The organism is Pseudogemmobacter bohemicus (genome assembly GCF_003290025.1).
GTDB classification, from domain to species: Bacteria; Pseudomonadota; Alphaproteobacteria; order Rhodobacterales; family Rhodobacteraceae; genus Pseudogemmobacter; species Pseudogemmobacter bohemicus.
Genome location: NZ_QNHG01000005.1, coordinates 260,794 through 287,376 on the forward strand (window position 1 = coordinate 260,794; position 26,583 = coordinate 287,376).

A 26,583-nucleotide genomic window follows, 5' to 3' on the forward strand; every position below is an offset into this window, starting at 1 on the left:
GCCCCGAGATGAACATCGGTGAAGCTTCAAAATCTTCGGGCGTTTCCGCCAAGATGATTCGCTACTATGAGTCGATCGGGCTCATCCCGGCAGCAGGAAGGACGGTTGCAGGATATCGCGTCTACTCGATGACCGATGTTCAGCTACTGCGCTTCATCCGAAGGGCGCGGGACTTGGGTTTTTCCGTCGAGAAGATCGAGGAGTTACTGGCGCTCTGGCAGGATCGTTCGCGGCAGAGTGCCGACGTGAAACAGATTGCGCTTGAGCAGATCGCCGGTCTTGAAGTTCGAATTCGTGAAATGCAGGCAATGATGGACACGCTTCGTCATCTGGCAGATGCGTGCTGCGGCGATCACCGCCCGGACTGTCCGATCCTTGCCGACCTCGTGAATGGCCCCGATCATGGCAGCGGAGCGCGCGAGGAAGATCAACAATCCGCGCCCCGCTCCGGCAAGGCTGCCGGACTTCAAGCGCATTGACATTCTGCGGCGTGCGCATGATCGTGATTTTGTTTGGTGTTCATGGGATGCAGAATCCCCGAACTCAATCGGGAATGAGGAAGGGCGGACCCAGTTGCGGCGCCCGATACCTCAGCCGCCCCCGCGACTGTATGCGGTAGTGGCCCTTCGATATGCCACTGGGCAACTGCCCGGGAAGGCGAAGGGTTGCAGTGACCGTGAGCCAGGAGACCGGCCAGACAGGAGACTTAACCCCAATCCCGTCGGGTGTGACGGGCGGAGAAACATCATGTCTGCCACCACTCTTTCCACCGCGTCCGTACAGCACGCAGGTCTGGTTCGGCCCATCCTGACCAGTGCTGTCCTTGGTGCGTTTCTCATCTTTGCGGCAGGTTTCGCCTCTTCAGATGCGCTGCATGCCGCAACACATGATACCCGCCACGCCACCGGCTTTCCCTGCCACTGACAGATCGAGTTCGCTGACATGACGAAGTCCCTGCTGTCCGGCGGGGTGATTGCTGGTGCCGTTACGGGCCTAGCGGTTGCCCTCTTGCAGTTTTTTCTGATCCAGCCACTTATCGTCGAAGCCGAGCGATACGAGACCGGCGAACTTGTCCTGATGGGGGTGGCGCAAGACGACCCCTCAGGATCGAGTGGCGATACGGTCCTGTCTGCGCACGATGCCCACGACGCGGATGATGAGTTTTCTGTCGTCGTGCGAAGCGGCTTGACGGTCCTGACTTTGGTTTTGACCTGGTCAGGCTTTGGCCTTGTTGCGGGAGCTTCTCTTGCGACACACCGTGCCCTGTGGGGTCCAAACAGCATCTCTGTGCCCGCGCTCGCTCTTTCCGGCTTCGCTACTTTCGCCCTGTCACCCAGCTTGGGACTGCCACCGGAGTTGCCAGGCATGCAGGCCGCTGAACTGTCGGACAGGCAAATGTGGTGGGTCATGACGGCGGCGGCGACGGTGGCGGGGCTTTTCCTCGCCAGTGGGGTGAAGTCCTGGCTCGGGCGTCTCGCAGGGCTTGCCCTGATGGTGGCCCCCCACCTTCTTGGGGCACCGCAGCCACCTGCGTCCGTCCCGGTCATTCCTCCGGATCTGGCCGCGCTCTACAGTGCGCGGGCACTCGGTCTGAGCCTGATCGGCTGGCTTGCTCTCGCTTCCCTTCTCTTCCGCTTGATGCCGGAAGACGGGCGGGAGCAACCTACTGCGGTCGCGGAAGCTGTCGACACCCGTTGAGTACAGCCGAGACGCGCGATCACAGACTTGTGTCAGGTGAACTCTGCGTCGGTTGACTTGCATCAAGGCGGTTGGTGGCTCCCAGCGTAGAACCTTCAACAGTTCAGACGCCAGGGATGCGTAATGCGGCGCACCATTCATGCTAAAGAAGTGAGCGGAGGCCGCAGACAGCGCCAATATAGTCTGCGGTTGATCTGCTGGATTGCAGTCGTCTTTCTGAGTCTTTTCGGACAGTTCTCTATGGCTGCGGCGCGCGACCATTCGTCGGGGTGCAGCAGCATGGTGTCGCTAGCCTCCACAGCTGCTGAAGCGAGTGTCAACATTCCTGTTGAAAGGCGGATGGTCAAGAAGCAGCAGATGCGCTGGATTGAACGCGGGGCAAACCTGCTCCTTCAAGTTCGCGTCGCCCTTGCCAACGACGATCTTTCGGAACATCTCGCTTGCCAGCCACCCCTTCAACGAAGGCAGACCATCATTTCGCCATTTGTGCCGCTACCGCTCTTTCAGCGTGCCGCATGACCTCAGGTCGTTGAACGGTCCCACGACCGACTGTTGATTTTGTTGAATTTCGTATCTCGAAACTAATAGCTACGCGACACGCACAGGCAGCGTTACAACCAGAGCCGCAATCAGCTCCAAGGCACCCGTCGCACCTCCAAACCCTCCCAATCCACGTGTCAGCGCAACGCCCAGCGTCAGCCCCAACAGAAACTCAGAAATTCCCGCCAGCGAGACAAACGTCAACCGACGACCCAGTTCCACCTTGGTCGCCAGCAGGTCCGAGACCGCCGCAAGGGCAACCGGGGTGACCGCGGCTGCGAAGAGCCCGCTCAACACCCGTTCCACATGGGCTGCGTTCAACATTTCGAACACTGCGAAGGCCACTGTAGCCGCGGCAAAGCCCACAAGCCCGATCAGCAGGACAGCCGCCGCACCTACTGATCCGACAGCCGCACCCAGAACGGTGCACAAAGAAACAAGGCGAAGATTTGAAGCGCCGTCAACAGCCCGGTAGCGCGCGACACCTGCTCCGCCTTGCTGGCCGCGCACAGCAGGCATTCGATCAGGTCGGGCAGCTGCGGCAGCAATATCCCGAAACCGACGGAAATGGTGAACAAGTCAGCATCAGGGCTGCAAGCATAGATGCCCGAGGTCAGGCTTTGACAAGATCACGAGGGGTGTCTGTCATGCGGCGCGGCTCAGATCGCTGCAACTGTGCCAGTCAGCATATCACGCACCCGCCCGGCCACCTTGTTAAGCGCCGGATTATCGATGGCCTGCATCGACGCCACCGGATCAATCGCACTTACCTCGACTCCGCCTTCGATCTCGCGAAGTATAACGTTGCAGGGCAACATCGCACCGACGCGCGGTTCCATCCCTATGGCTTCCAGTGCCATCTTCGGATTGCAGGCCCCTAGAATCCGGTAGGCTGGCATATCCACGTCCAGCTTCTTCTTCATCGTTGCCTTGACGTCGATCTCTGTCAGCACGCCAAAGCCGTTCTCCGCAAGCGCGGCACGGGTTCGGGCGTCGACCGCGTCAAAATCCGCGCCGGTGATCAGGCGGTTGATCGTATAGTTCATCGTGTTTCCTTTCGACTATTTGCGCAAATATTTGACCAGCGCCGCAATCGCGAGGCCGACCAGCACAAGGGTGACCATCATCCAGAGCCAGCCGAAGCCCATTCCAAATCCCATACCGTAGCCGTTCATTTTCATGGCCTCCTGATCTGTGTTGGGATTTCTCCCGCCAACCGGAGCTTTGCCCAGTTAGCGGGAGAAAAAAGGCGCGTCAGTCGTTGTCCATCATCCCATGACCCATGCCCGGCATGTTGCCCTGCTGCCCGCCCATGTGGCTTTGCATCATGTCTGCCATGGCGGACATTTCAGCCTCGGTCACCTGCGCGTCACCGTCGGCGTCGTGCATCTGGAAGGCTCGCACGGTCATCGGTCGGGTGTGAGCCGCGTGCATCACCGCGAATTCCTCCAGCGACAAAGTACCGTTGGCGTCGGTGTCATAGGTCTTGAGTTCAGCCTGAATCCCGGCTGTCATTTCCTCGGGGCTGAGCGTGCCGTCTTTGTTAGTATCGAACGTGGCCATGGCATAGCTCTGGCCGCCACCCATCATACCGCCATGCTGGCCCATCATCATGCCATCATGTTGCATCTGACCCTGCTGGGCGACGACCGGTACGGCGACAGCGGCCACGCCAAGGGCTGCAACGGCTGCGAGGGCGAATTTTGTTGAACGTTTCATTCTGTCTCTCCTGGATCAGATTGCGATGAATCCAATCTGGGGGCGAGGTGTCCCACAGGTTTGTCAGGGCGACGCCTGTTTTGTATCAAACTGTCGCAAGCCAAGGTCCTGAGAGAGGTTTGCGACAATCTTCTGTCCGCAGACCCACGGGGTTCAGCTAGGGTCGACAGCAGGAGACAAGAAGATGACCCAGCCGTCGCATATCCTGCCCCCCCATATCCTGATCGTTGATGACCACCGCGAGATCCGCGATGCGCTGGTGAAGTATCTGGAAAAGAACGGCCTGCGCGCAACTTCTGCCGCCAATGCCGTCGCAATGGATGCCGCAATGAAGGTGGGTCAATTCGACCTGATCGTGCTGGATGTGATGATGCCTGGCGAAGATGGCCTGTCGGTTTGCCGACGTTTGCGCGCTCAGGGGGACATTCCGATCTTGATGCTGACAGCCCTGGGTGACGAAACTGACCGTATCGTGGGGTTGGAGGTCGGCGCGGACGACTACCTGCCCAAACCGTTCAATCCGCGTGAGTTGCTGGCCCGGATCAAGGCGATCCTCCGCCGATCCGACCGGGCGGAAGTTGTTGGTGGCAGCCTTGCTGGGCACAGATTGGCCTTCGACCGATGGGTGCTTGATACCGACCGCCGGACCCTGACCGACGACAATGGCATCGAGGTCTCTCTGACAACCGCGGAATTCCGTCTGCTGACGGTGTTTCTGGAACGGCCGCGCTTCGTGCTCAGTCGCGAACAACTGCTCGATCTCACATCGGGTCGCGCCGCACAGGTGTTCGATCGCACCATCGACAACCAGATCAGCCGCTTGCGCCGCAAGATCGAGGCCGATCCGGCCAAGCCTGCGCTGATCGCAACCGTCTGGGGTGGTGGCTACAGCCTTGCCGCAGACGTCAGTGCAATGCCATGAGTGCGCGCTTCCCGAAGCTTCGCAAGCTGTTCCCGCAATCTCTTGGCGGGCAGTTGCTGATCATATTGCTTTTGGCGCTGGCCATCACACAAGGGCTTGGCCTGTTGTTGCTGACAGACGAGCGGAACCGTGCCGTTCGTGCAGCCCTCGGGCTGGAGGCGGCAGGGCGCGCTGCAAATGTTGTCTTGCTTCTGGATGGCGCCCCCACTGATCTGCGCTCGTCGATACTCCGCGCGGCGGATTCTCCGCTTGTCCGGTTTGAAGTCGGGCCCGAGCCTGCAGCGTCCCACGACAGCGCAGAGGCGGACATGGTTCTGCGGCAGATCCGCCAGATTCTCGGAGAGCCGGAACGGGAGGTTCGCGCCGATGTCCATGCGCTTCCCCTCGCGTCCATGCCTTTGCCAGACGGAGTGCCAGCCATCATGCGCCCCATGCATGAGGCGATGATGGCAGGGCGGACCGACCCCATTGAACTGACGCTGTCGATTCGACTTGCGGCGGGCGATTGGCTGAACGTGCGCACGATGTTTTACCGCCCTGCCCTGCAACTGACTCCACAGGCCCTTCTGCCAGTAGTGTTGATGGCGGTGGCGGTAGCTTTGGTGGCCTGGTGGACCGCGCGGCGCGTCGTCGGCCCGATGCGCGCTCTTGCAGTTGGCGCCGACCGCTTGGGCCGTGGGCTTGATGCCGATCCGTTGCCGATGACGGGGCCATCCGAGGTGCGCGAGACCACGCAGGCCTTCAACCGGATGAAAGCCCGACTCACCCGCTTCGTGAATGAGCGCACGCACATGCTCGCCGCCTTGAGTCATGACTTGCGCTCGCCCCTGACCGCGATGCGGCTCAGGATCGAAATGCTGGACGAAACCGAGGATAGTGTACGCCTGAAGGCACTGGTCGAGGAAATGCAGGCAATGGTCGAGGCGACCTTGGAATTCGCACGCGGGGTTGCACGGGCAGAACCCGCCGCTGAAGTCGATCTTGCCGTCCTGCTGACTGATCTGGTCAACGATGTAGGGCGAGATCAGGCCAATCTTGCCCCGTCGTCGCGTCTGCCCATCACCGTCCGCCCGCACGCCTTGAACCGCGCGCTAAGGAACCTGATCGATAATGCTGTCCGCTATGGCGGGGTGGCGATGGTAAAGTTGGACCGAACGCCTGGATTGGCCGTCATCACCATCGCGGACAAGGGCCAGGGATTGCACGAAGACCAACTTGAAGCAGTCTTTGAGCCGTTCGTACGCTTGGAAGGGTCTCGCAGCCGAGATACCGGCGGCGTCGGCCTCGGCCTGGCAATCGCCCGCACCATCATTCAGGCGCACGGCGGGACAGTCTTGCTCCGCAATGTGGCGGCAGGTGGACTCGAAGCAGTTGTGACCTTGCCACTCGGTGATGCTTGATCTCACCTCACAAAAGCGCCCACCATTTTCGGCCCTCCGAAGCCGAGCCTCAGAAAAAGCTGTGGTCACATCTGGCCGCTAAATTGCTGCACGCCAAATCCTGAAACGCCCTTGGCCAGTCACCTCGTGGATCAGCCCACTCGCCTCCATCCAAGCCAGGTTTCGCTGAACAGCCGCGCGGCTGGCGCCGATCAAAGTCTCGGCCATCGGTGCGGAGACCAAGGGCCATTCGGTCAATACAGAGCGCAAAGCCGGAGGCGTACGGCCAGACAACACCGACATGACAGTCTCCGCTTGGGTAGACCATATTTCGAGATCGTCGAGGTGCCGCATCGCTGCGAGGCATGCGTTGTTCATCCCGTCCAGCCATCGGGTCAACCGCTCTGCCGGAGGTCCGCCGGCACGAATCCCCCCTGCCCCACCCATTGCTACTGGTGCGAAAATCGCACCCTTCCCTTCGGCTGCAGCAATCCGGCCTGCCGTGACCGCGGCTTCCATCCGGTCACCATGCTGACCGAGACCTGCCAGGCTCCAAAGGTGGAAGCCCAGACAAGCCCGGGTGATAGGGTGCAGATGTCGAGCGGCTCCCGTCACGGCGAGCCAGCCATCGGCGCGATCGGTGAACCGCTCGGCGTCATCCGCTATGTTCTCAGGGTCCCGCCGGTCGAGAAAATCGGCTAGCCCAGCTTCAGGGCCAGGCCCCTCAGTAAGACGTCGAACAGCCCATCCAACGCGTGACAGCGCCCCAGAGTCTTCCTGAGGGCCAGACAGACGAAGCGCGATCCAGAGTGCAAGGCGGTCAGGGCTGACTCGATCGCCAACGAACCAGCTCAGCTCTGCAGCCTCGATCAGGGCCAATCTGTGCCGCCAACCCGATGGGCCGCGTCGCAGACGGTCGTCAAGCGCGCCCAATCTTCCGGCCACGCGTGCGAGGCGGGCCGCACAACCCGCTTCGGCCCGGGCCCATGCGGCAACGACTGAGGTTTCACTGGGCTCAGCCAATGGGCCGGGAAGCAGATAGTTCGGTTCCTCTTCCATCGGGCCGGGCAGGAACCACAGATCGTCCTCGGATGACTGCCCGCCCCCCTCAGGATCGCCGAGAGTTGCTTCAGCTTCATCAGGCAGAACAGAGACATAGGACTTCATATGTGCAAAATAGGTCTATTATGCAAACTACCCAAGGGTTTTCTGTGGAGCTGCATTTGCTCCTTATATAGTACGCGCGCGCCGTGTGCGTGGAGAACTCTCTGATCGCGTTCAGTACATGGAAACCAAGGGGTTTCTGGCGATCAGCGCCACACAGCATGCCCTTGCATTCGTTTACAAATGGTCGTTTATTAGTGGTATGTGCAACTGCAAACGACCTGTTTTGATGCCCCTGATCGGCTATGCGCGCGTCTCAACCGAGGATCAGACCCCCCTGCCCCAGTCGCAGGCCCTGAAATCTGCGGGCTGCGCCGAGATCCATGAGGAGCAAGCATCAGGCGGGAACCGCGCGCGGCCAGTGCTGGCCCGCGTGCTCGAGCGGATCGCCAAGGGCGACACGCTGGTGGTGGTGCGCATCGACCGTCTGGCGCGGTCGCTTTCGCATTTGCTGGAAGTGATCGAGCGGCTGGAGGCGAAAGGCGCCTTCTTCCGCTCGATCATGGACCCGATCGACACGTCCTCGCCGCAGGGCAAGTTCACCCTCCAGGTCCTGGGCGCCGCCGCTGAGTTCGAGCGCGCCCTGATCCGCGAACGCACCAAGGCCGGCCTGGCCAGCGCACGGACCGAAGGCCGGGTTGGCGGCAATCCGGGCCTGCGCGCCCGGGATCCGGCGGCGCTGCGCAAGGTGCGGCTGGCGCGACAGGACGGCTACATGGAGCGCCTGAACGAGACGGCGCAGGACTGGGTTCCCCATGTCCGCCGCCTGCGCCCCGACATGGCCTGGGAAGACGTAGTGCGCATCGTCAACGGCCCCCTACCCCGCGAGCGCCAGTGGACGCAGAGCCGACTGCTACGTGCCGTGAACGCCTATGTGCGCGACGGCTTTCTGCTCGAGACTGTGCTCGCCCGCGCCGGCCGCCGCGAGACCGACGACCGCCTGCCCGCCATCGTCGCCGCCATAAAGGGCGCGGACCCCGACATCACGCTTCAGGCGATCTGCACTCGACTGGAAGCGATGCGCGAGCGTACGCCCCGCGGGCGGACCAACTGGCAGCCGTCATCGGTGAAGATGCTCTTGGGGCGGGCCGAGAAACTGGGGCTGCTTTCAACACTCCGGTGATCTGGGCGACCTTTCGAACTGCCAATGCGAGCCGGCTTAAGACGCCATGGACTCCAAGGTCGCCGTTCTGACGCGGCGACCGAAGGTGAAGAGCTTGAACGCTCACTTGCAGTTTCGACTATGGATCACAGGACACGCGCACTCGGTTGAAGCTCGCTAGGGATGTGCATAACTTTCTCCACCATATGTAGATTCTTCTTGATGGACTCACGCGTTCATGTCATTTCGGTTCTGACGACAAAACGCGTCAGATCGGCTTAATGCCGTCAAAATCAGAAAGAGCCCTGGTAGGGGCCTGAGGGCAGTGAATGACTGATCGAGGCATGAAACTCAATCGCGGGGTTGGCACTGCCGACATCGGTGCATTTGCGGACAGCTTGGCCGAGTCTTTGAACCGGCAAATGCGGGCTGCCTTTCAACCGGAGGAACGCAAGTCGCTGCGGCGCTTCAGTTCAACGGAGGTGGCTGAACTGCTTCGTGTCAGCCCGTCGAATCTACGCAACCGCCATAAGGATGGGAGCTTTCCGGAGGTCTTCACTGACGGACGTGGGCATCGCTACTACTCAGCTGAAGAGATCGACACCCTGCGCGACATCCTTGCCCGGACCGGAAAGAATGCTGACGCGTATTTGCCGGGCCGCCGGGACGGCGATCGACTTCAAATCGTCTCGGTCGTCAATTTCAAGGGCGGCAGTTCAAAGACCACAGCCACGATCCATCTTGCCCAGAGGTTCGCCCTTCGAGGATATCGGGTGCTGGCGCTGGACTTTGATCCGCAGGCCAGCCTGACCACCTTTTTCGGCATCCGGCCCGAGCTGGAGTTTGCAGAAAGCGGCACTGTCTACGACGCCCTGCGCTATGAAAACAAAGTGCCGCTCTCATCGGTCATTCAGAAGACCTACTTCCACAACCTAGACATGGTACCCGCTGGATTGCTCCTGTCGGAGTACGAAACCGAGACGGCGAATGCCCTGGCGCGTCGCGTGCAGCCTATCTTTGCCGAAAGGCTGTCGCTGGCGCTCGACGAAGTCGCCGCAGTTTATGATCTGGTGCTGATCGACTGCCCGCCGCAGCTTGGGTTCCTGACCCTGACTGCTCTTGCAGCATCGACAGGACTTTTGGTCACGGTGGTGCCGGGGATGCTCGATATCGCCTCGATGAGCCAGTTCCTAAAACTTGCTTCAGAGACCGTGCAGACCGTCGAAGAGGCGATCGGGCGAAAGGTGGCCTGGGATTTTGTGAAGTTCCTGATCACACGCTACGAACCATCAGATGGTCCGCAGACGCAGATGGCAGGGTATCTGCGTTCGATCCTGGCTGGCCAAGTCATGACGGAACCTATGCTGAAGTCCACGGCGATTTCGGACGCCGGAATGACGCAGCAGACGATATATGAAGTCGATCCGAGCCAGTTGATCCGCAAGACGATCGACCGGGCCATGAGCAGCGTGAACAACGTCGCGGACGAGCTTGAGCAGACGATTCAAATGGCATGGGGTCGACGCTGATGGGCCGAAATATCTTCAACCAACCTCCTGTGGACGTGGCCTCGTCCCCTGCCCCAGCAAAACCGACAAAGCTTGGCGGATCCGTTGGCGGCCTGCGAGAGTCACTTCGAGAGATCACGGCCAACTCCATCCGAGATATTGACCCTGATCAGATCGAGGTCGATGGCTTGCGGGACCGGCTGGCTTTCGAAGACGACGGTATCGACTTGCTAGCCGAAAGCATCCGCAAGCATGGCCAGCAGGTCCCGATTATGGTTCGGCCCTCTGACCAGCCGGATCGCTACCGCGTCGTTTACGGGCGCAGGCGACTTGCCGCGATTAGAAAAGTTGGCGGACCGGTCAAGGCAATCGTCCGGACTTTGGATGACGACGCTTCGCTGATCGCCCAAGGACAAGAGAACAACCTCCGCCTAGATCCGTCATTTATTGAGAAAGCCTTGTTCATCAAGGAGATGCAAGAAGCCGGATATAAGCCCGGCGTCATCCAGGACGCACTTGGATTGACGAGGCAAGGCATCTCTAATCACCGAGTGGTAATCGAACAACTTCCCGACGAGTTGATCAGACTCATCGGCCCGGCGCATGGTACCGGGCGGCGTCAGTGGGGTGATCTTGCAGCTCTCGCCCCAAAGGTCCCCCTTACCGAGGTTGCGCGAGCAGCCCTCGCTGCCCTGCCCCAAGACGCTACCGGCATCGACAGGTTCCAGACTGTGTACAGTGCCTGTCAGCGGGCTGCGAAGAGTTCAACAAGCCTCTCAGCGCAGGGACGCAGTTCCACGGTGAAGGATGAGGGTGGCAAGGTTGTTGCGACCCTCTCCGTCGACGCCAAGTCCATCGGGATTAAAGTCAACCGCAAGGACAATCCAGATTTCGGCCTCTGGCTGGAGGAACGCGCCGAAGCCACGCTTCGTGACCTCTTCCAGAAATGGCTGGAAGAGCGAAGGCAGGAAGACTGATCCCTGCCCCTAAACATGTAACGCGAGCAGAAGGAGAGTAGCGAAGGCCAAAAAAGAAAGAGCCCCCCAAGGTTTCCCTCGGAGAGCCCATCATCGATTTGCACCTATGATGTAGCAATCTCCCACATACCGGTCAAGAGTCGCCGATTCGGTGGACATGATTTTTGTTGCCTTCTGCACGAGAAATCGTGCGAGAGGCCGGGAAAGCTATGGGCCGACGTGGCCGTCGTTCAACAAACATGGCATTCACTCAGGTTTCCACAAGTACCGCCGGCGCCAGACAGCGCGACCGGCATGAGAATTGTACGCCTCCCGACATCTGGGCGGTCTTTCGAGCCTTGCGCGATGCAAGGTGTGTCTTCGGACTGAAGCCGGGGCATATCCAGACCCTGCAGGCCCTCATCAGCTTCCTGCGGCCAGGGCAAGGGGACACTGTGTTCGCATCGAACTTCGAGATCTGCCGAAGAGTCGGCGGTATCGACGAGCGGACCCTTCGTCGTCACATCGACCGTTTCATCGATCTTGGGATGATCGAGCGCCACGACAGCCCAAACCGAAAGCGCTATCGCGTCAGCTCGCGTGATGGTCGGGTCGTCAGCTTTGGCCTTTCGCTTTCACCGCTATTGAAACGCGCCGGTGATTTCCTTGATGCTGCCGCAGAACTCGAAGAGACCCGCCGCGATCAGGTCTTCCTGCGGAAACAAATTCTCGTCGGTCTGGCTCATATCGACACTATCGAACCCGGAAGCGCCGTTTCAGAAAACGCTCGCAGAATGATGCGACGCAAGTTGGCAGTGGACGAATATCGTTGCCTGCTGGATCAGGTCACGAACCATCTTGGTCAAATGTCCACCGTGGTGGACGTTAAAATTACAACAAAACTGCCCGCCAATGACGGTCAAACTGTCCGGCACCTTTCTAAGTCCGAAAAAGAAAAAAAAGAATCTGAAAGAGTCGAGAGCGATCTGCTTCCCTCCGTCCCAACGCTGACCGCGATTTGCCGAGAAGCTACGGCATTCGCTCCAGCGGGGCTCCGAACATGGGACGACATCGAAAGACATGCACAGAACCTCGCGCCGATGATGGGTATTCAACCGGGCACCTTCAACGAAGCCAGCAAGCGAGTGGGTTCTAGGCGCACAGCAACTGCTATCTTCATCCTCCTGCAACTTGGAACTCGGGTTAGAAACTACGCAGCCTATTTCCACAGCATCACGCTTGGAAAGAGGGCCGATAGCTTCAGACCATCAGCCATTCTGGCAACACTTTCGGTTTCGACGTCTGTGCCTGTGTGATGTCCACCGCGGTGGACATTGCTACGAAGACCAGCTGCATCCTTCATTTTGACTACCGCGGCTCCCCCAGTGGCGACTTAATGCGCTGGTCAAAGACAACCATGTCTCACCCAAGTTTGCGCGACACGCGTCAAGACGAAGAAAAGTCAGAGAAGTGCAGGTGAAGGGTGACGGTGAATGAGATCGGGAGAGTGGCTTCCGGCGCCCGTCGTGGAGATGGTCTGATGGCAAAAGCTGCTCAGAATGTGACCCTGTCGCCCTCGCGCGATATCGCCTTCGACCGGCTGGTGTTGAGCCAGTCCAACGTCCGGCGCATCAAGTCCGGGATGTCGGTGGAGGAGCTGGCGGAAGATATCGCCCGCCGTGGGCTCCTGCAGAGCCTGAACGTCCGGCCCGTGCTGGATGAGGCAGGCGGTGAGACCGGCAAGTTCGAGATCCCGGCCGGTGGGCGCCGCTTCCAGGCGCTGTCCTTGCTGGTGAAGCAGAAGCGGTTGGCCAAGACCGCGCCGATCCCCTGCATCGTGCGGGACGCCGGGTCCGCGATCCTCGCCGAGGATGACTCGCTGGCCGAGAACATGCAGCGCGTCGCTTTGCACCCGCTCGACCAGTTCCGCGCCTTCGCTGCCTTGCGCGAAAAGGGCCTCGGCGATGAGGCGATCGCGGCTGCCTTCTTCGTGACGCCCCATGTCGTGCGCCAACGGCTGAAGCTGACCTCCGTCGCCCCTGCCCTCCTCGACGTCTATGCCGAAGACGGCATGACGCTGGAGCAGCTCATGGCCTTTACCGTGACGTCGGATACTGCGCGCCAGCTGCAAGTCTGGGAGGCGGTGAAGGGCTCGTGGAACAAGGAACCTTACGCCATCCGGCGCATGCTGACCGAGACCTCGGTCCGCGCGTCGGATCGCCGCGCGGTCTTCGTCGGCATCGAGGCCTATGAAGCGGCGGGCGGGACCGTGGCGCGGGATCTCTTCCAGGGCGACGATGGCGGCTGGCTGGAAGACGTCGCGCTTCTGGAGCGCCTCGTCGGCGAGAAGCTGCAGGCCGTGGCTCAGGCGCTCGTCGCCGAGGGCTGGAAATGGGTCGAGGTTGCGGCAGACTTGCCCTACGGCTTCGGCTATGGGCTGCGTCGTCTGTCCGGCGAAGCTGCGGCGATGTCGGAGGCCGAGGCAGCCGAGCATGCCAAGCTTCTCGCCGAATACCAGGCACTCGACGCCGAGTGGTCCGAAGCCGACGAAATCCCCGCGGACATTGACGCTCGTCTCAGCGAACTGGCCGATGCAATGGAAGCCTTGGAGACCCGGCCCGTGATCTTCGATCCGGTGGAGATCGGGCGGGCAGGGGTCTTCGTCACCTTCGACCGTGAGGGCAAGCTGGTCCTCCATCGTGGCTATGTGCGGCCCGAAGACGAGGCACCGATCGAGACCGGGGTCAACCCAGACGATGGCATCGACCATGGCGCGTCGGACGGGCAGGGCGCAGCAATCAGCGCCTATGGCACGGTGATTACCTCGGCAGGTCAGCCCCTCTCGGCCTTGCCCGACGAGGAAGACGACGGCGCGCTGAAGCCCTTGCCCGAGCGGCTGGTCATGGAACTCACAGCCCACCGCACCCTTGCGCTGCGCGAGGCCCTGGGGCGGTCGCCTGAGGTGGCCCTGACCCTTCTGCTTCTGAAGCTAGTGACCGACACCTTCCGCACGTCGTCGTCCTCGGGATCCTGCCTCGAGGCCTCGGTGCGCCCAGTCTACATGGCCGCGCAGGCGCCGGACCTGAAGGACAGCGCAGTGGCCCAGGCCATCGAGGAGCGTCATGCGGCATGGGAGACCGAGCTCCCTCTGGGCGATGATGCTGGGCTCTGGGACTATCTCACGGCGCTTGATGCCGCGAGCCGTCTCTCGCTCTTGGCCCATTGCCTCTCCCAAGGCGTCAACGCGCTCCATGAGCGGGTGAACCCCTATGGCGCGGGCATCTCGGCCTCCGGTCTCACCCGCCGCATGAAGCATGCCGACATGCTGGCAAAGGCCGTCGATCTCGACATGGTCGAAGCGGGCTGGGAACCCACGGCGGAAAATTATCTCTCCCGCGTGCCCAAGGTCCGGATTGTCGAGGCTGTGCGCGAGGCGAAGGGCGAAGGCGCGGCGCAATTGATCGACCATCTCAAGAAGACCGAGATGGCCACGGAGGCCGAGCGGCTCCTCAAGGGCAGCGGCTGGTTGCCGGAGGTCCTGCGCCGTGCCGATCTGGTTGCGCTGCAGGGTGAGGCAAGCACGGAGGGGCAGGGCGGTGACGTGGGGGATCGTGACGACTTGACCGCAGACCCTGTCGAAACCCTCGAGGACATCGACCTTCCGGCCTTCCTCGTCTCCGATCTGCCGCCCGAGACGGCGCAAATGATCGCCGCCGAGTGATCTGAAGCTTCGGGGGCGGGGAAACCCGCCCGCACTTCACATAAAACCAAACAATATCAATGCAATGAGTGCGTTTCTTCGCATTCAGAGTGAGGAATCATGTCTGCAAACTCCATCATCGACACCGCGCCATTGGGTGCTTTGGTCCGTTACTCCGACGGCAGCCCCAAACCGCCCGCGCGCTTCACCAAGAAGCTCGCTGCCTGGGAGCGGTCGAACGGCATCGGCCGCCTTGTGAAGAAGGAACCGCCGCGCCCCCATCAAACCTGGACCGCGCCCGCCTCCTTCACGCTGCACGAGGGCAACTTCTCTTCCGACGGCATTATCCTTGTCACCATCATGCGCAGCCATTCCGCCGACAGCACATTGGCCTTCGAAGTCGTCGAGGTGCCGCAACCCGGGCAGGTGAAGATCCTGCTCGACTTCGGCGGCACGAGCGAGCTGCTGCACCTCGCGGCCAATAGGGCCGCCGCCGAGCTTTGGATCGCCCGGGAGGGCTATCGCAACGCAAGGCTGGAAGTGGTCGGCGACAGTGACGACGGTGGCTGCAGGATCCCTGACGTGGTTCGCATCGAGCGGACTGCCGGCATCAGCGCCTTTGCAGATCGCGACGAGCGCCGTGATGTCGGCAGTCTCCAGCTTGGACTGACCGCACAGCCGCCTGAGCGCATCGCGCTGCCAGGCGGGCAGATCCGCCGACCATTTGAGAATGTCGGCAAGTGCTGCGGCTTCGTTCGAGAGGTCATTCTCCTGCGCGTCCATGTCTTCTGCCCCGATCCTGCCCGCATGGTCTGGCGGGCCGTTTTCCATGATGCTTGTCTTCCGCCGTCGTTGTCTCAGATGCCGCCTATGATGCGCCGCTCTTGGCCAAGCGGAATGATCCAGCCGCCGGCACGGTCCGGTCGTGCAAACTCGTCCGGACTCCCTTTTTCGGCGAGACGGCTGCGAATGGCTTGCGGCTCGGCATCGATAGCAGCGCGAATGAGCTCGTGCTCGACCCCGACAAAGACTGGCCGGAGATTAAGGCGGGAGAGTGCTTCTTGATCGGCAGGCTCAACGCCGGTGTCGGTAAGCGGTCCCGCGCGGGTGACGATGCCGCCGATCAGACCGTCCATGGCGGCGCTCGCCTTGTCCACATCCCGCACCGGGGATGTGTCGAGCAGCGATCGCGCCCGCTGGGTCTCACCTTCGAGCCTTCGCGGGAATGATTGCAGTGTGAGGCCGCGAAGCGCGTCCGCTAGTTCGGCATGCCCGAGCGGTTTGATGAGATTGGCGATATGGAGCCGAAGCATGCCGATGAAGAGCGCGTCCTTCTCCTCCTGGGTATGCGGCTCGCCTTCCTCGACCGGGTCCCGAACCGAAAGGCGGGCATCGGCTGGACCGGCCGTCGCCATTCCCCAGCGCGTGGCGATCGCGATACGCTTCACCGTGACCTTGCGGCCTCGGGCGGTGACGTCGATCCGCCGGGCCTGCGCCCATGCTCGGTCCAGCGCTTTGGCGGGACCGCCGACATCATGGCAACCCTTGGCTTCGGCGACAGTCAGCGACGACAGGTCGGATGCGCAGGCGATCCAGTCGGGCAGGTCGCCGCGGGATAGGCGCGTGATCTTGACCTGACGGCGGCGATCAAGGTCGATCGTGCGGCTGCCGAGATGGGCGAAGATCGAGAGGTTGAAGTAGCGCTCGAGGTAGGCACGCGCGACGAACCGTCCGAACAAGCCCGAGAGCGCGACCTTGACCTCCCGTGCTTGACCGAGCGGCTCCCTGAACACGAACGGCGTGCCTGCGCCGGTCGGGGTCAACAGCGCATCGAGGATCGACCAGGCGCCATAGGCTGCGCCTGGCGTCTGCAGCACCTCCCGGATACCGGCATCCTCGATCTCGGAGACTTCTAGATCAACGGTGGCCCCGGAGACCGGGCTTGCGGCTTGCGGATCGAAGCTATGAAAAAAGGTCCTGGTCATAGCGCCAGCGCCCGCGTGAGATCGTCATGCTCGAAGGCGCTGGCCATGCGGGTGATCTCAGCCGACCGGGCGCCGACGGCCTTCGCGGTCTCGCGCCATGTCGCGGTCACGGTCGCGACCTCTTTGATGATCGCTCGGGCTTGCGCCAGCGTGAGTGCGAAATATTCCGACGCCTGTTCGAGCAGATCGAGCGAGCAGGTTCCCTCGTCGAGGTCGATGTTCGTCGTCAGCACACGCGCCTTGAGATCGGTGGGCACCGGATTGAGGTCATAGGCGGGCGAGAGCGACCACCCGGCCTTGCCGAGCCAGAGAAAGCCGTGGTTGCGCAGATGATCGTCGACATTGGAGATCAGCACATTGAAGGCGACGCGCCGATAGAGCGCGTGGGCGTCCGTCTTTCCCTGCGCGCCATGCTGGGCCAGGGCATCGACGATCTCGGGGTAGCTGCCACGCTCGCCGTCCCTGGCGCCCATCATCGCCATTGCGGACAGGAACGGGATGCGGATCGCGCCATCGCGATCGAAGCGTCGCGATAGCATCACCGACTTGCCGGCCACTTCGACAAGTTCGTGTTGCGGGGTGGCGATGCCGGCTTGGCCGGCCAGCCGCAGCGCGATCTCCTCCCAGGTTTCCATGCTGTAGTCGTCGGTCTCCTTCGGGAACTTGGCGATGGAGAGATGGCCATGTTGGTCGATGACCGAGGCCTTCGGCCGTGCACCGCCGAGGGAGGAGCCGGGCGCGAAGATCAGTTGAAGGTCTTCGTCCGTTTCCTCGTCCCGGAGAATCCGCTCGGTGATCTGAAGCAGACGGCCCAGCTCGATCAGGGCCGGCACGCCGGCCCTGATCGGCGCTTGGAAGGCCTCTTCGCCGACCCAGCGAAATCGTAACGCGCCGAGCCGCGTCTCATCTGCGACCCCGAGCAGGTAGTCACTTTCCGCGAGCGTGCGGACTGCGCGGCCCTCGCGGTCGGCGAAGCGTCGCTCAGCGCGCTGCATGAGGCGGCGGCCCCACGTATCTGGCGCGGAGTCGCCGATGGATCCGAAGGTCACCAGTCCGGCCGGAGGAGCGAAGGCGCCACGCGTGAGAGCAAGCGCGGGCTCGAGTGAGAAGCGCTCGGCGTCCTCAAGCCAAGCGCCGTCATATTCGAAAAGGATGGTCTCTGTGCCGCGAACGCGGTTGCTTCTCGCCAGTCCGATCGGGCGAGTGCGACCGTGGAGATCGATATGGACTTCGAAGTCAGCCATCGCGGGACGACCTCGTTGGCCGCTTGAGATGAATGTGCTTTGGCAGATCGGCACTCGCCAGTGCCTGCCCGACGCTGTCGTTGCTTATGTCCGCAACTTGACCAAGACCTTCAAGCAGGCCAAGAGCCTGAAGTATGCCTGCATAGATGCCGATGCTAACATTTGTGTCGCCGGCTTCGACCTTTTGCAAGGTCGAACGGGACGTGAAGGCGCGCTCCGCGACGACCGCCATCGGTAGCTTTCGACGGCGTCTGGCATCGTGGATATCCGCGCCGAGCTTCCGAAGGGCGCGGCGCACGGCCGCAGGAGGAGTATGTGGAGTAGGCATTTGCCACCTTCGCACTACAGATTTTCAAAATATGTAGCACGAAGATTACAATTTTTCTAGCCCCACTCGGGATGACTTGCGCTTTCCGGCAGCGGGAAAAGCCCAGCCGCACTGTCACTGGCTACTCCCCACCCATTGCGTCGGGCGTACGAGGGTGGCGGCCGCCGCCGCCAGGGCCTTTCACCTTTAGGTCGGCCCGATCGACGGGAACACTGCGGCTACGCGGGGTCGGCTTCGCGATCCTCGCAAACAGCAAATGGGGCGAGGCGGTCCATTGGACAGCGATTCCCGCAAGTCAGCCGAGCAGCACGTCTGGGTCTTTGCCTGCATCGACATGGGCGGCAAACCAGCCCGGCTTGCGTCCCCGCCCGGACCAGGTGAGGGTCGGGTTCTCCGGATGTCGGAAGGTTTTCGTCGAGGGCGACCGCTTGCGTTTCGGCTCCCCCAGTCCTGCCAGTTCGGCAAGAGTGAAGCCAAGGTCCTTGGCGAGCATCTCGACCTTTTCGCGGGCTTCCGCCTTTTGCCGATTTTCGAAGGTGGAGATGGCCTTGGCCACGGACTTCTGCAAGTCGCGCAGGTCTGCGAGCGACATGGTGGCCAGGTTGAAATCAGGCATCGGGTGCTCCGGTTGATCCAATACAGCAGGCGTAGTCGTGCAAGGACCGCGCGGCAAGAGACGAGCGGGGCAGGGGGCTCGGGTGGACGTGGTGATCGTACTCTCTCCTCTTCCCGGGTTCTTTCCCCCTGGGGCCTGACATTGCCGGATGAGATCGGTCTGGGCGTGTCTGCTTGGGTTTCTCCCCCTGTGATCCGGCTGAGGCACCTCCCCTTCGACGGACAGTCCCCTAAGCCTGTTCGGTTTCCTGCACGCAACCCCAACTCCTGCCCGGGCCGTGTTGGCCGCAAAGCGTCCTGCCCGCGCCACCCCGGGCCCTCGGAGGTTTCCGGCTGGTCTAGGCCCAGCCGTGCGGACGTCTCCCGACAGGCTTCTGCCGGGTCTTGTTGAAGGGATGGTCCCTTCAGCGGAAACTCAGGAGAACCACCATGCAGAACATCGTCATCCTCGCCGGCAACATCGGTCAGGCCCCGGAAGCCCGCACCACCCAAGGCGGCACGAAGATCACCCACTTCACCCTGGCCACCTCGCGCCCCCGCCTCTCGGAAGGCCGCGCGGTCCGCGACGAGCACGGCTACCGCGTGATGGATACCGAATGGCACCGCATCACCTGCTTCAACGGGCTCGGCAAGTCGGTCGCCGAGAACTGCGAGAAGGGCATGAAGGTTCTGGTGCAGGGCCGGATCCACTACACGAAGTGGACCGACGCGGCGGGCGTCGACCGCTACGGCTGCGAGATCATCGCCGAGAAGATCGACTTCCTCAGCCGCCCGAAGGCGGCCGAGGGCGATGCGCCCGAACTGGTCGATCGCGACGACGAGGTCGGCTTCTGAAGCCGACCGACAAGCTGGCCCGGCGGGAAAACCCGCCGGGCTGGACCGTCGGCTTAGTCGGGAGGGGGCCGTTCGACGACGCTCAGCCCATATAGGGTGCAGGAGATTCTCTTCGAAGTGGCCATTCTTAAACGGCGCAGCACGAAGCCGACTGTGGAGTATGCAAGTCAAGGACCACTGCAAGGAAGTAGCCAGTGTGAACTGACGCCAGTGCTCAACGGCCAATGCTGCAGCGAAAGCGGTAGCGGGCTCAGCCGGTATCATCCTCCGTCACAACGCTCTTGAGGCAGCCGCAAGTTCTCTTTATGTTCGACTTTAGGCAAGCAGGCCGGCCTTAGGTGTGAGGGATTAGATTTGCACATTGTCCGCTTTTTCAACATTGGTAACGCCGACAGCTGCTTGATCGAGCTTGAGAACGGCCGTCTCGCGCTCTTCGACTTCGCAGACATGCGTAACAAGGACGATGCCTCAGACAAGCGCTGCGATCTTGAGAAAGAGTTGCGGGAGTGCCTGGGCGACGACAAGGAGATCGATGTCGTCGCCTTCACTCACCTCGACACCGATCATTGCAATCGCGCGAAGGACGTATTCCATCTGGAGCATGCGGCCAAGTACCAAGGCGGCGACCGCATCAAAATTAAGACGATGTGGGTGCCCGCCACTGCCATACTTGAGGAGGGTGTGGAGGGTCAGGCCCGGACACTTCGAGCGGAGGCGCGGCATAGGTTTATCGAGGGCAAGGGCATCCGGGTCTTCTCGAGGCCGGACGCGCTGGACCAGTTCCTCCGGGATCGTGACATCGAACCGTCAAAGCGTCGCAACCTAATTAGCGACGCAGGTACGCTTTGCCCGGAGTTCAACCTGGCCTCAGACAGTGTGGAGTTTTTCGCGCATTCGCCGTTCGCCGAGCACACTGATAACGGCGTCATCGTGCGCAACGCGTCAGCCTTGTTTGTGCAGGCGACCTTCGAAGTCCAAGGCCGTGCGACAAAGCTGATCCTTTCGGCAGATGTCGACCACGAGACGATCGACGGAATAGTACGGGTGACGAGGTATCACAAAAACGACACCCGGCTTGAATGGGATATCAATAACGTCCCCCACCATTCGAGTTACACGTCGCTCGCGGAGGAGAAGGGTGCCGAGGAGACAGACCCGGTCGACCGGCTACGCTGGCTCTACGAGACCCAAGGCCGAACGGCCGGCATCTTAGTCTCGACCAGCGACCCAATTCCGTCCGAGGACACGACTCAGCCGCCTCATCGCCAAGCCGTCAATTACTACAAGCGGGTTGCACGCGACCTCGGCGGTCAGTTTATAGTAACAATGGAGCATCCCTCGAAGACCAGCCCGAAGCCGCTGGTCATCGAGATTGGCGGCACGGGCGCTAAGGTACGCAAGGCAGCTGGTGGTACCCCCGCCGTCATAGCCGCTCCCGCGCCTCGTGCGGGGTCTTTGTGACAGCGGGCGTATCGGAGGCCTCCTCCAAGCTCGCTCAAGCGGTCGTCGGCTATCTGACTAGATCGGTTGACCATCCCTTCGCGACACTGATCAAGGCGGACGGATGTGAGCTTGACATTGAGATAGAGCCAGAATTGGCACAGGATCGGGTAGTCCCGATCCAGCCGGTAGAGCCGTTGCGCCTTGTGTTTTCACCTGGCGACGTTGCGAGCCCACTAGTGCTTTCATTACGTGCCGACTTCCCAGTGGGCCTCGTTCACACGGTCAGGGATCGCGGGGCTGATGGGTTAAGCCTTTGCGTCTGGGAGGAGGCGTGGCAGGACCTGTCGCGGACGCTAACTGCACAAGTTTTGATAGAACGGCTACGCGATTGGCTGTCGCGGACTGCAAGCGGCCTGCTTCATCAGGATGAACAGGGCCTTGAGCCGTTAATCCCAGGTACGGCCCATACGTTGATCGTTCCAGCAGGAGAGCCAGTCGGTCCTTGGCATCTCGTCGGTGCGGTTGAACACGAAGAGCGCTGGACAATTTGCTTAGACACGCATCAGAGGTCTGACAGCGAAGGCTTGCCACGCTTCGCGCTTTTCTCGACAGTTTTGCCCTCGCAGGTACATGGTGCGTTGCACGCGCGTCCGTATGACCTTGGCGGCCTGCTGAAACTATCCGACGAACTGGGCGGCAACCTCTTCACCGAAATGCGACAGTGGATCGTTGCGCCAGAGCAATTGGCTCATGCAGCCGACCACTACCCTCTGCTCCTTGTATCCGTGCCGAAGCGTAGGACCGCCGAGGGGCCGGACGAGGCCGTGGAGGTTTGGGCCTATCAACCCGTCGGCACTTTGGCGGATTTCGGCGAATGCCTTGGTCTGACGATCACGCACCGAGACAACGGGAAGGTATTTACTGGGCAAGCCATGCTGCCTCGGTTGGTCAAAGACTTGAGTACCATCGAGCTTCAAGGCTGGCGCGTTGTACAGCGCTTGGATAGGAGCACGGCTCGAGCACATTCAGCGGTGCCAGAACGTGCTGATGCGCAACTTGTGGCCATCGGGGCAGGGGCAATCGGCTCCAACGTCGTAATGAACACTGCGAGAACCGGGATCGGTGCCTGGGCCATCATCGACGATGATGTGGTGTTGCCCCACAACACAGTTCGCCAAAGCTATGGCGATGCGTGGGTTGGCGCGCCCAAAGCCCACGCGCTTGCAGATCAGGTCAACCATCTTTTTGTTGAGGCTGATGCAACCGCTACTCGTGCAGACGTTCTTCGTATGGAGCCGCACGCTGACAAACTCGCGCTGGCCGACCTTGTGGTCGATTTCAGCGCTTCTCCAGCGGTCGTCGCCCACTTGTCCGACCGGCAAGACATAAAGCGAGCCGCCAGCATCTTCTTCAGTCCCGATGGGGCTGACCTTGTGATCCTTGCCGAAGACGCTAGACGGACAACCCGTCTTGACGAGATCGAGGCCCAGTACTTTCTGGCGACTGCTACTGCGCCAGGACTTGCCGGGCATCTCGATGCCGCCAGAATCGACCGCATCCGATACGCCAATGCTTGCCAAGACCTCACACGGCCGCTGCCGCCTTGGCAGGTGCAGACCCTGTGTGGGATTGCCGCTGGCCAGTTGGTCTCTTTGGTCGGTTCTACGGCGCTCACCGCTGTGATTTGGCGGCTCGACCCTGACTCTGGGGGCATTGTGCCAATAGCGCTGCCGATTTCGCCAGTGCATCGACATACGTCGGTCGACCTTCGTATTGCAGTCAGCAAATCAGTGCTGACGATGATGGCAGACCTTAGGGCCGCAGCAGCCCCCAATGAGACAGGTGGTGTGTTGGTAGGCACGTTCGACATTATTCGGGGCACCGTCAACATTGTCGCCGCCTTACCTGCTCCGCCTGACAGCCGACAAGCGCCAACCTACTTTGTCCGCGGAGCTCGGAACCTCAGGCCAATCATAGAAGGAATGGCGGCTAAAACTGCGGGTCGACTGCACTATGTCGGCGAGTGGCATAGCCACCCTGTTCATGCGGCAGCTCGACCTAGCCGAGACGACGAGACGGTCTTTGCCTACTTGTCACGGCACTTAGATCCTACTGATGTGCCGTATGCCATGATGATCTGCGGGGAACGTGAAACCTGGCTCCGCGTTGCCTGGCAGGGCCGTGTAAGCCTCGAAGGCACCATGTCCCATACAAATGAACAGTGACACTAAATCAAAGGCGCCAGAGCGTGTTGCATTGGCACTATCTGGTGGCGGAAGCCGGGCCATGGCGTTCCATCTCGGCTGCCTCAGGGCGCTGAGGTCCGAAGGACTCCTCGACGAGGTATCGACGATCTCGGCGGTGTCCGGCGGCAGCGTTGTCGCGGCGCTCTATTGCAGCTACCCAGGTGAATTCGACAAGTTTGAGCGCGTAATCATTGAGGTCCTGACTCGTGGGTTCGTTCGTCCAGCAATCAAAGTGCTGTTCACCACCGCCGAGGGGCCGAAGGCGGTTGCAAGCTGCACGCTAACTTGGCTGAACCGCCTAACCCTGGGGAGCACAAGGCTTGCCTTGAAGGCGTTTCCTCGTGCGGTTCGGCCATCCCTAGGATTTTTGCTGGAAAGTCGCTCACGTCGTTGGGCGAGCAGGACAACCGTGCTGCGGCGCGTTCTTGACGACCTTTTTGAAGGGCGCACTCTATCCGACCTTCGCGAAGATCGTCCCAATCTGATCATCGTCGCATGTGACATCATGGCCAGCTCAGCCTTCTACTTCGCGAAGGACGGCGTTGGCTCGTGGCGCCGCGGGGTTGCGGACGCTGGGTCGGTGAGGATTTCCGACGCGGTAACCGCGTCTGCCGCTTACCCGGCCTTTCTGCCAACCCTCGAACTCTCGATGATCTTCAACAAGAATGGCCAAAGGTCTCGCCAGCAGGTCGTTTTGACCGATGGGGGCGTGTACGATAACTTGGGCCTTGCGCCGCTTTGGTCGGATCGTGACCCAGCGATTAGCCTTCACGTCGGTAAGTATGAGCGCCTTGTAGTCTCGCGGGCCGGCTACAGCATCGCGATGTCCTCAGCTCCAACCTTTTGGGGATCCCGCATGTATGCTGTGATGGACACCATGTTCTCACGATCTCAGAACGCAACTATGCAACGATTATACGACTTGCAGAAGGGCGGTGTTCTGAAGGGCTTCATCCTGCCTTACCTTGGCCAAGCCGACGACCGGATCCTGAATCCTCCGCCGGACCTGGTAAGTGCCGACGAAGTTGCCAACTATCCCACCAATTTTTCAGCCATGGCGCCTGACTGGATCGAAAAAATCTCAAAAAGGGGTGAGCAGCTCACTCGGGCTCACATTGCGCAACACTGGAAACGTGAGAGCCCTTAGTTTGTTGGACTGGGGTCAGTCCTGTATGATGGATGTTTACATTACATAATCAAAATTATGCGACACCTTCTTGTAGCCGCAAAGTAGAACTGTCGCACCTGAGCAAAGTTAGAATGTCTGCGGCTCAAGGCTGGTCCAGCCAGTTCTCGACATGCAGGCCCCTCACCCGGGAAAACTCGCCCATGTTGGCTGTGACCAGAACCGCCCCGAGCGCATAGGCATGGGCCGCGATCAGGAGATCGTTGGGACCGATCGGTTTGCCAGCGGCTTCAAGTTCGACCCGTATCTTACCATACTCAGCATCGGCCGGCACGTCGAAGGCCAAGACCTGGATGCTGCCGAGAATTGCTTCGACATTTTCGAGCAGCTTGGCTGATCCCTTCCGCGCGCAGCCGTATCGCAGTTCTGCGGCGGTGATGATGCTGATGCAGATGGCCTCGGACCCGACCTTGATGATGTGCTGCGTGACCGGACCCTGCGGGTTGCGCACCAGATCGGACACGATGTTGGTGTCCAGCATGTACAGTCGGCTCAAAAGTCGACCTCGCGCGGAGGCAAGAGTGTGTCGTCGATATCGGGAAACTGGTCTTCCGGACCGAGTGGCTCAAGATCGGCCAACACGGCCAGAAGGCTCCGACGCCGAACCGGCTCGAGGATAAGGCGGTCCCCGTCGCGATGGATCATCACACGATCACCTGGCAATTCGAAGTCGGCCGGGATGCGCACGGCCTGGCTCTTGTTGTTGCGGAAGAGCTTGGCTTCCCGGCCTGGCACGTGGTCGTGGGAGTAAGCTTGCGGCATGGTGGCCTCCATTGCATATGCACAAACATATACATGCGCGTGAACGTGATTTCAAGCCGGCGCTCGGCGACACCCGTTTCCGCACCCAATTACACCCAATTGGCAGAGCGACCACGGCCTTGAGGATCACCATGATTGATGACGCAGTCTATACAGCTCGTAAGGGAGGACCGGCGACGACCGTTGCCGGACGAGTTATGTGGTACCGAGGGCTCTGCGTCTCTTCGCCGATCACGGCGCCGCGTGTTGCCCTTTCGTTTCGCTTCTGGTCCAGTCATGCAGCACGACGTTGAGCTAAGGCGGCACCAAGATGAATACCCCAAATGGCGACCTCGACCGTTGGCCGGACCCGGCCGTCGCAAACGCTCGCCGCAGCGTCTTCGCGCAGGACCTTGTCGTCGAAGGTGATGCCACCTCCAATGGACCGATCGAGGTCCAAGGCAATGTCGTTGGCTCACTGCGGGCGCCGGAGATCACCGTGGCTGGTTCAGGTCGTGTTGAAGGTTCCGTGGTCGCCCACGACCTCGTCGTGCTCGGGGTGGTTTCCGGCAGGGTCTCAGCGCGAAACGTTCAGCTCGCGCCGAGTGCGGTCGTGCAGGCCGACGTCACCCATGAGCAGATCGCCATCGAGGCCGGTGCCGAGCTGGAGGGCAGGCTTCAGCGTAAGGCCTGACAGATCTCACACCACAAGGTCTGGCGGCAGCATTTGGCCAGCAGGCAGATAGCCCCGCCGCATCTTCTGTCGAAGAGTTTGAGATGCCGCCCTCTCCGCTTCTTCCACGGTGGCGCAAGTCTCGAGTCTTGTCCGTCCGTGCGTTCCGATCCGGCCCCAGGTCCGCAAGACGGAGACGTCTCCGAACAGCGTCGCCGCAACATCGATGCAGTAGAATCGCGCCATCTTGTGCTCAGGGTCGATGCGGTGCAGATGTGCCAGAGCCAAGGCGGTCCTCCTCTGCACAGACTCCGCCTTATTGCTCTCCAAGTCTAATTGCATTTCTGAATCGATCCGGGCGGTCCGATTCAGAAAGCTGATGGGTCATGGTGACGGATCGCCCGGTGTTCCCTCGACAACCTCGACCCAGAGGACGCCACGCAGGCTTTCTTCCGGGACCAGCCACACGGTCCTGAACCGGCCATTCACGGTGCGGTGCCGTTCTGCAACGAGTTCCCGGTCTCCGCGGTCGATCCGCCACAGGCGACGATCGATGGTCGGGCTTTTGGAGCTGCTTCTAGCGACCTCTTCCATACCGGC

At 61.1% G+C, this 26,583-nt stretch carries 30 protein-coding genes and 1 riboswitch; of the genes, 16 read left to right on the forward strand and 14 right to left on the reverse strand.

All coding sequences use genetic code 11. The features are described 5' to 3' along the window. Window positions 1–8 precede the first annotated feature (8 nt). The 4 genes from cueR to DRF71_RS23670 all read left to right on the forward strand — a co-directional run bounded on the left by cueR (window position 9) and on the right by DRF71_RS23670 (window position 2,217). Entirely contained in the window at window positions 9–479 is a 471-nt protein-coding gene (cueR, locus tag DRF71_RS23655) for a Cu(I)-responsive transcriptional regulator (RefSeq protein ID WP_112312821.1), read from the forward strand. A 17-nt stretch (window positions 480–496) separates the two neighbouring features. Next, a riboswitch (cobalamin riboswitch) is annotated at window positions 497–712 on the forward strand. Window positions 713–747: 35 nt separating this feature from the next. Further along, complete coding sequence (locus DRF71_RS23660; protein ID WP_112312823.1) at window positions 748–924, forward strand: CbtB domain-containing protein; 177 nt, start codon at window positions 748–750, stop codon at window positions 922–924. Between the two features lie 18 nt (window positions 925–942). Next, window positions 943–1,698 (forward strand): CbtA family protein, encoded by a 756-nt coding sequence (locus tag DRF71_RS23665; RefSeq protein ID WP_112312825.1) that lies wholly within the window; start codon window positions 943–945, stop codon window positions 1,696–1,698. A gap of 123 nt (window positions 1,699–1,821) precedes the next feature. Next, window positions 1,822–2,217: a hypothetical protein gene (locus DRF71_RS23670; protein ID WP_112312827.1), complete on the forward strand. Its 396-nt coding sequence runs from the start codon at window positions 1,822–1,824 to the stop codon at window positions 2,215–2,217. A 69-nt stretch (window positions 2,218–2,286) separates the two neighbouring features. On the opposite strand, the gene DRF71_RS23675 is transcribed toward DRF71_RS23670, so the two are convergent. From DRF71_RS23675 to DRF71_RS23690, 4 genes are all read right to left on the reverse strand, one after another. Then, window positions 2,287–2,562 (reverse strand): hypothetical protein, encoded by a 276-nt coding sequence (locus DRF71_RS23675; RefSeq protein WP_157971254.1) that lies wholly within the window; start codon window positions 2,560–2,562, stop codon window positions 2,287–2,289. 71 nt (window positions 2,563–2,633) lie between these two features. Then, on the reverse strand, window positions 2,634–2,816 hold the full coding sequence (locus tag DRF71_RS23680; RefSeq protein WP_112312829.1) for a hypothetical protein: 183 nt from the start codon (window positions 2,814–2,816) through the stop codon (window positions 2,634–2,636). Between the two features lie 81 nt (window positions 2,817–2,897). Beyond that, window positions 2,898–3,284, reverse strand: coding sequence for a DUF302 domain-containing protein (locus DRF71_RS23685; protein WP_112312830.1), 387 nt, complete (start codon window positions 3,282–3,284; stop codon window positions 2,898–2,900). 208 nt (window positions 3,285–3,492) lie between these two features. After that, entirely contained in the window at window positions 3,493–3,957 is a 465-nt protein-coding gene (locus DRF71_RS23690) for an EF-hand domain-containing protein (protein ID WP_112312831.1), read from the reverse strand. A 184-nt stretch (window positions 3,958–4,141) separates the two neighbouring features. On the opposite strand from DRF71_RS23690, the gene DRF71_RS23695 reads away from it, so the two are divergent. Further along, window positions 4,142–4,879, forward strand: a complete 738-nt coding sequence (locus DRF71_RS23695) for a response regulator (protein ID WP_112312832.1) — start codon at window positions 4,142–4,144, stop codon at window positions 4,877–4,879. Continuing rightward, a complete protein-coding gene (locus DRF71_RS23700) occupies window positions 4,876–6,279 on the forward strand; it encodes an ATP-binding protein (protein ID WP_112312833.1) in 1,404 nt (467 codons plus the stop codon). The genes DRF71_RS23695 and DRF71_RS23700 overlap by 4 nt, the downstream gene beginning before the upstream one ends. Before the next feature lie 78 nt (window positions 6,280–6,357). Here the strand turns inward: DRF71_RS23700 and DRF71_RS23705 are convergent, their stop codons facing one another. Further along, a complete protein-coding gene (locus DRF71_RS23705; protein WP_112312834.1) occupies window positions 6,358–7,425 on the reverse strand; it encodes a hypothetical protein in 1,068 nt (355 codons plus the stop codon). Between the two features lie 226 nt (window positions 7,426–7,651). On the opposite strand from DRF71_RS23705, the gene DRF71_RS23710 reads away from it, so the two are divergent. The 5 genes from DRF71_RS23710 (at window position 7,652) to DRF71_RS23730 (ending at window position 14,709) form a co-directional block, all read left to right on the forward strand. After that, window positions 7,652–8,545 carry a recombinase family protein gene (locus DRF71_RS23710; protein WP_112312836.1) on the forward strand — a complete coding sequence of 298 codons (894 nt, stop codon included), beginning with the start codon at window positions 7,652–7,654 and terminating at the stop codon, window positions 8,543–8,545. A 323-nt stretch (window positions 8,546–8,868) separates the two neighbouring features. After that, window positions 8,869–10,053, forward strand: coding sequence for a plasmid partitioning protein RepA (gene repA / locus DRF71_RS23715; protein WP_227754464.1), 1,185 nt, complete (start codon window positions 8,869–8,871; stop codon window positions 10,051–10,053). Beyond that, the gene (repB, locus tag DRF71_RS23720) at window positions 10,038–11,009 is read left to right on the forward strand and encodes a plasmid partitioning protein RepB (protein ID WP_112312840.1); all 972 of its coding nucleotides are present in this window, start codon (window positions 10,038–10,040) and stop codon (window positions 11,007–11,009) included. The genes repA and repB overlap by 16 nt, the downstream gene beginning before the upstream one ends. A 239-nt stretch (window positions 11,010–11,248) precedes the next feature. Then, a complete protein-coding gene (gene repC / locus DRF71_RS23725) occupies window positions 11,249–12,304 on the forward strand; it encodes a plasmid replication protein RepC (RefSeq protein WP_112312841.1) in 1,056 nt (351 codons plus the stop codon). A 224-nt stretch (window positions 12,305–12,528) separates the two neighbouring features. Next, on the forward strand, window positions 12,529–14,709 hold the full coding sequence (locus DRF71_RS23730) for a ParB/RepB/Spo0J family partition protein (RefSeq protein WP_112312842.1): 2,181 nt from the start codon (window positions 12,529–12,531) through the stop codon (window positions 14,707–14,709). Window positions 14,710–14,793: 84 nt separating this feature from the next. Here DRF71_RS23730 and DRF71_RS29645 read toward each other — a convergent pair whose 3' ends face one another. From DRF71_RS29645 to DRF71_RS23760, 5 genes are all read right to left on the reverse strand, one after another. Then, on the reverse strand, window positions 14,794–15,519 hold the full coding sequence (locus DRF71_RS29645) for a hypothetical protein (RefSeq protein ID WP_198672325.1): 726 nt from the start codon (window positions 15,517–15,519) through the stop codon (window positions 14,794–14,796). A gap of 26 nt (window positions 15,520–15,545) precedes the next feature. Continuing rightward, entirely contained in the window at window positions 15,546–16,673 is a 1,128-nt protein-coding gene (locus DRF71_RS23745) for a hypothetical protein (RefSeq protein WP_198672326.1), read from the reverse strand. Continuing rightward, window positions 16,670–17,917 (reverse strand): type II toxin-antitoxin system HipA family toxin, encoded by a 1,248-nt coding sequence (locus DRF71_RS28870; RefSeq protein ID WP_112312845.1) that lies wholly within the window; start codon window positions 17,915–17,917, stop codon window positions 16,670–16,672. Before DRF71_RS28870 ends, DRF71_RS23745 begins: the two co-directional genes overlap by 4 nt. Next, window positions 17,910–18,245, reverse strand: a complete 336-nt coding sequence (locus DRF71_RS23755) for a helix-turn-helix domain-containing protein (protein ID WP_112312847.1) — start codon at window positions 18,243–18,245, stop codon at window positions 17,910–17,912. Before DRF71_RS23755 ends, DRF71_RS28870 begins: the two co-directional genes overlap by 8 nt. 295 nt (window positions 18,246–18,540) lie before the next feature. Then, window positions 18,541–18,861 carry an H-NS histone family protein gene (locus DRF71_RS23760; RefSeq protein WP_112312848.1) on the reverse strand — a complete coding sequence of 107 codons (321 nt, stop codon included), beginning with the start codon at window positions 18,859–18,861 and terminating at the stop codon, window positions 18,541–18,543. A gap of 428 nt (window positions 18,862–19,289) precedes the next feature. Between DRF71_RS23760 and DRF71_RS23765 the strand changes: the two genes are divergently transcribed. The 4 genes from DRF71_RS23765 (at window position 19,290) to DRF71_RS23780 (ending at window position 24,530) form a co-directional block, all read left to right on the forward strand. Further along, a complete protein-coding gene (locus DRF71_RS23765; RefSeq protein WP_112312850.1) occupies window positions 19,290–19,694 on the forward strand; it encodes a single-stranded DNA-binding protein in 405 nt (134 codons plus the stop codon). A gap of 399 nt (window positions 19,695–20,093) precedes the next feature. After that, on the forward strand, window positions 20,094–21,155 hold the full coding sequence (locus DRF71_RS23770; protein ID WP_198672327.1) for a hypothetical protein: 1,062 nt from the start codon (window positions 20,094–20,096) through the stop codon (window positions 21,153–21,155). Beyond that, a complete protein-coding gene (locus DRF71_RS23775; RefSeq protein ID WP_112312854.1) occupies window positions 21,152–23,362 on the forward strand; it encodes a Mov34/MPN/PAD-1 family protein in 2,211 nt (736 codons plus the stop codon). Before DRF71_RS23770 ends, DRF71_RS23775 begins: the two co-directional genes overlap by 4 nt. Continuing rightward, window positions 23,352–24,530, forward strand: coding sequence for a patatin-like phospholipase family protein (locus tag DRF71_RS23780; protein ID WP_112312855.1), 1,179 nt, complete (start codon window positions 23,352–23,354; stop codon window positions 24,528–24,530). The genes DRF71_RS23775 and DRF71_RS23780 overlap by 11 nt, the downstream gene beginning before the upstream one ends. Window positions 24,531–24,654: 124 nt before the next feature. Here DRF71_RS23780 and DRF71_RS23785 read toward each other — a convergent pair whose 3' ends face one another. Then, complete coding sequence (locus DRF71_RS23785) at window positions 24,655–25,050, reverse strand: type II toxin-antitoxin system VapC family toxin (protein WP_198672328.1); 396 nt, start codon at window positions 25,048–25,050, stop codon at window positions 24,655–24,657. 11 nt (window positions 25,051–25,061) lie between these two features. Continuing rightward, window positions 25,062–25,331, reverse strand: coding sequence for an antitoxin (locus DRF71_RS23790; RefSeq protein ID WP_112312978.1), 270 nt, complete (start codon window positions 25,329–25,331; stop codon window positions 25,062–25,064). Window positions 25,332–25,641: 310 nt separating this feature from the next. Between DRF71_RS23790 and DRF71_RS23795 the strand changes: the two genes are divergently transcribed. Beyond that, window positions 25,642–26,004, forward strand: coding sequence for a bactofilin family protein (locus DRF71_RS23795; RefSeq protein ID WP_112312858.1), 363 nt, complete (start codon window positions 25,642–25,644; stop codon window positions 26,002–26,004). Between the two features lie 6 nt (window positions 26,005–26,010). Here DRF71_RS23795 and DRF71_RS23800 read toward each other — a convergent pair whose 3' ends face one another. Beyond that, window positions 26,011–26,325 carry a WGR domain-containing protein gene (locus DRF71_RS23800; protein WP_112312860.1) on the reverse strand — a complete coding sequence of 105 codons (315 nt, stop codon included), beginning with the start codon at window positions 26,323–26,325 and terminating at the stop codon, window positions 26,011–26,013. A gap of 42 nt (window positions 26,326–26,367) precedes the next feature. After that, window positions 26,368–26,577, reverse strand: a complete 210-nt coding sequence (locus DRF71_RS27745; RefSeq protein ID WP_126976287.1) for a hypothetical protein — start codon at window positions 26,575–26,577, stop codon at window positions 26,368–26,370. Window positions 26,578–26,583: the final 6 nt, after the last annotated feature.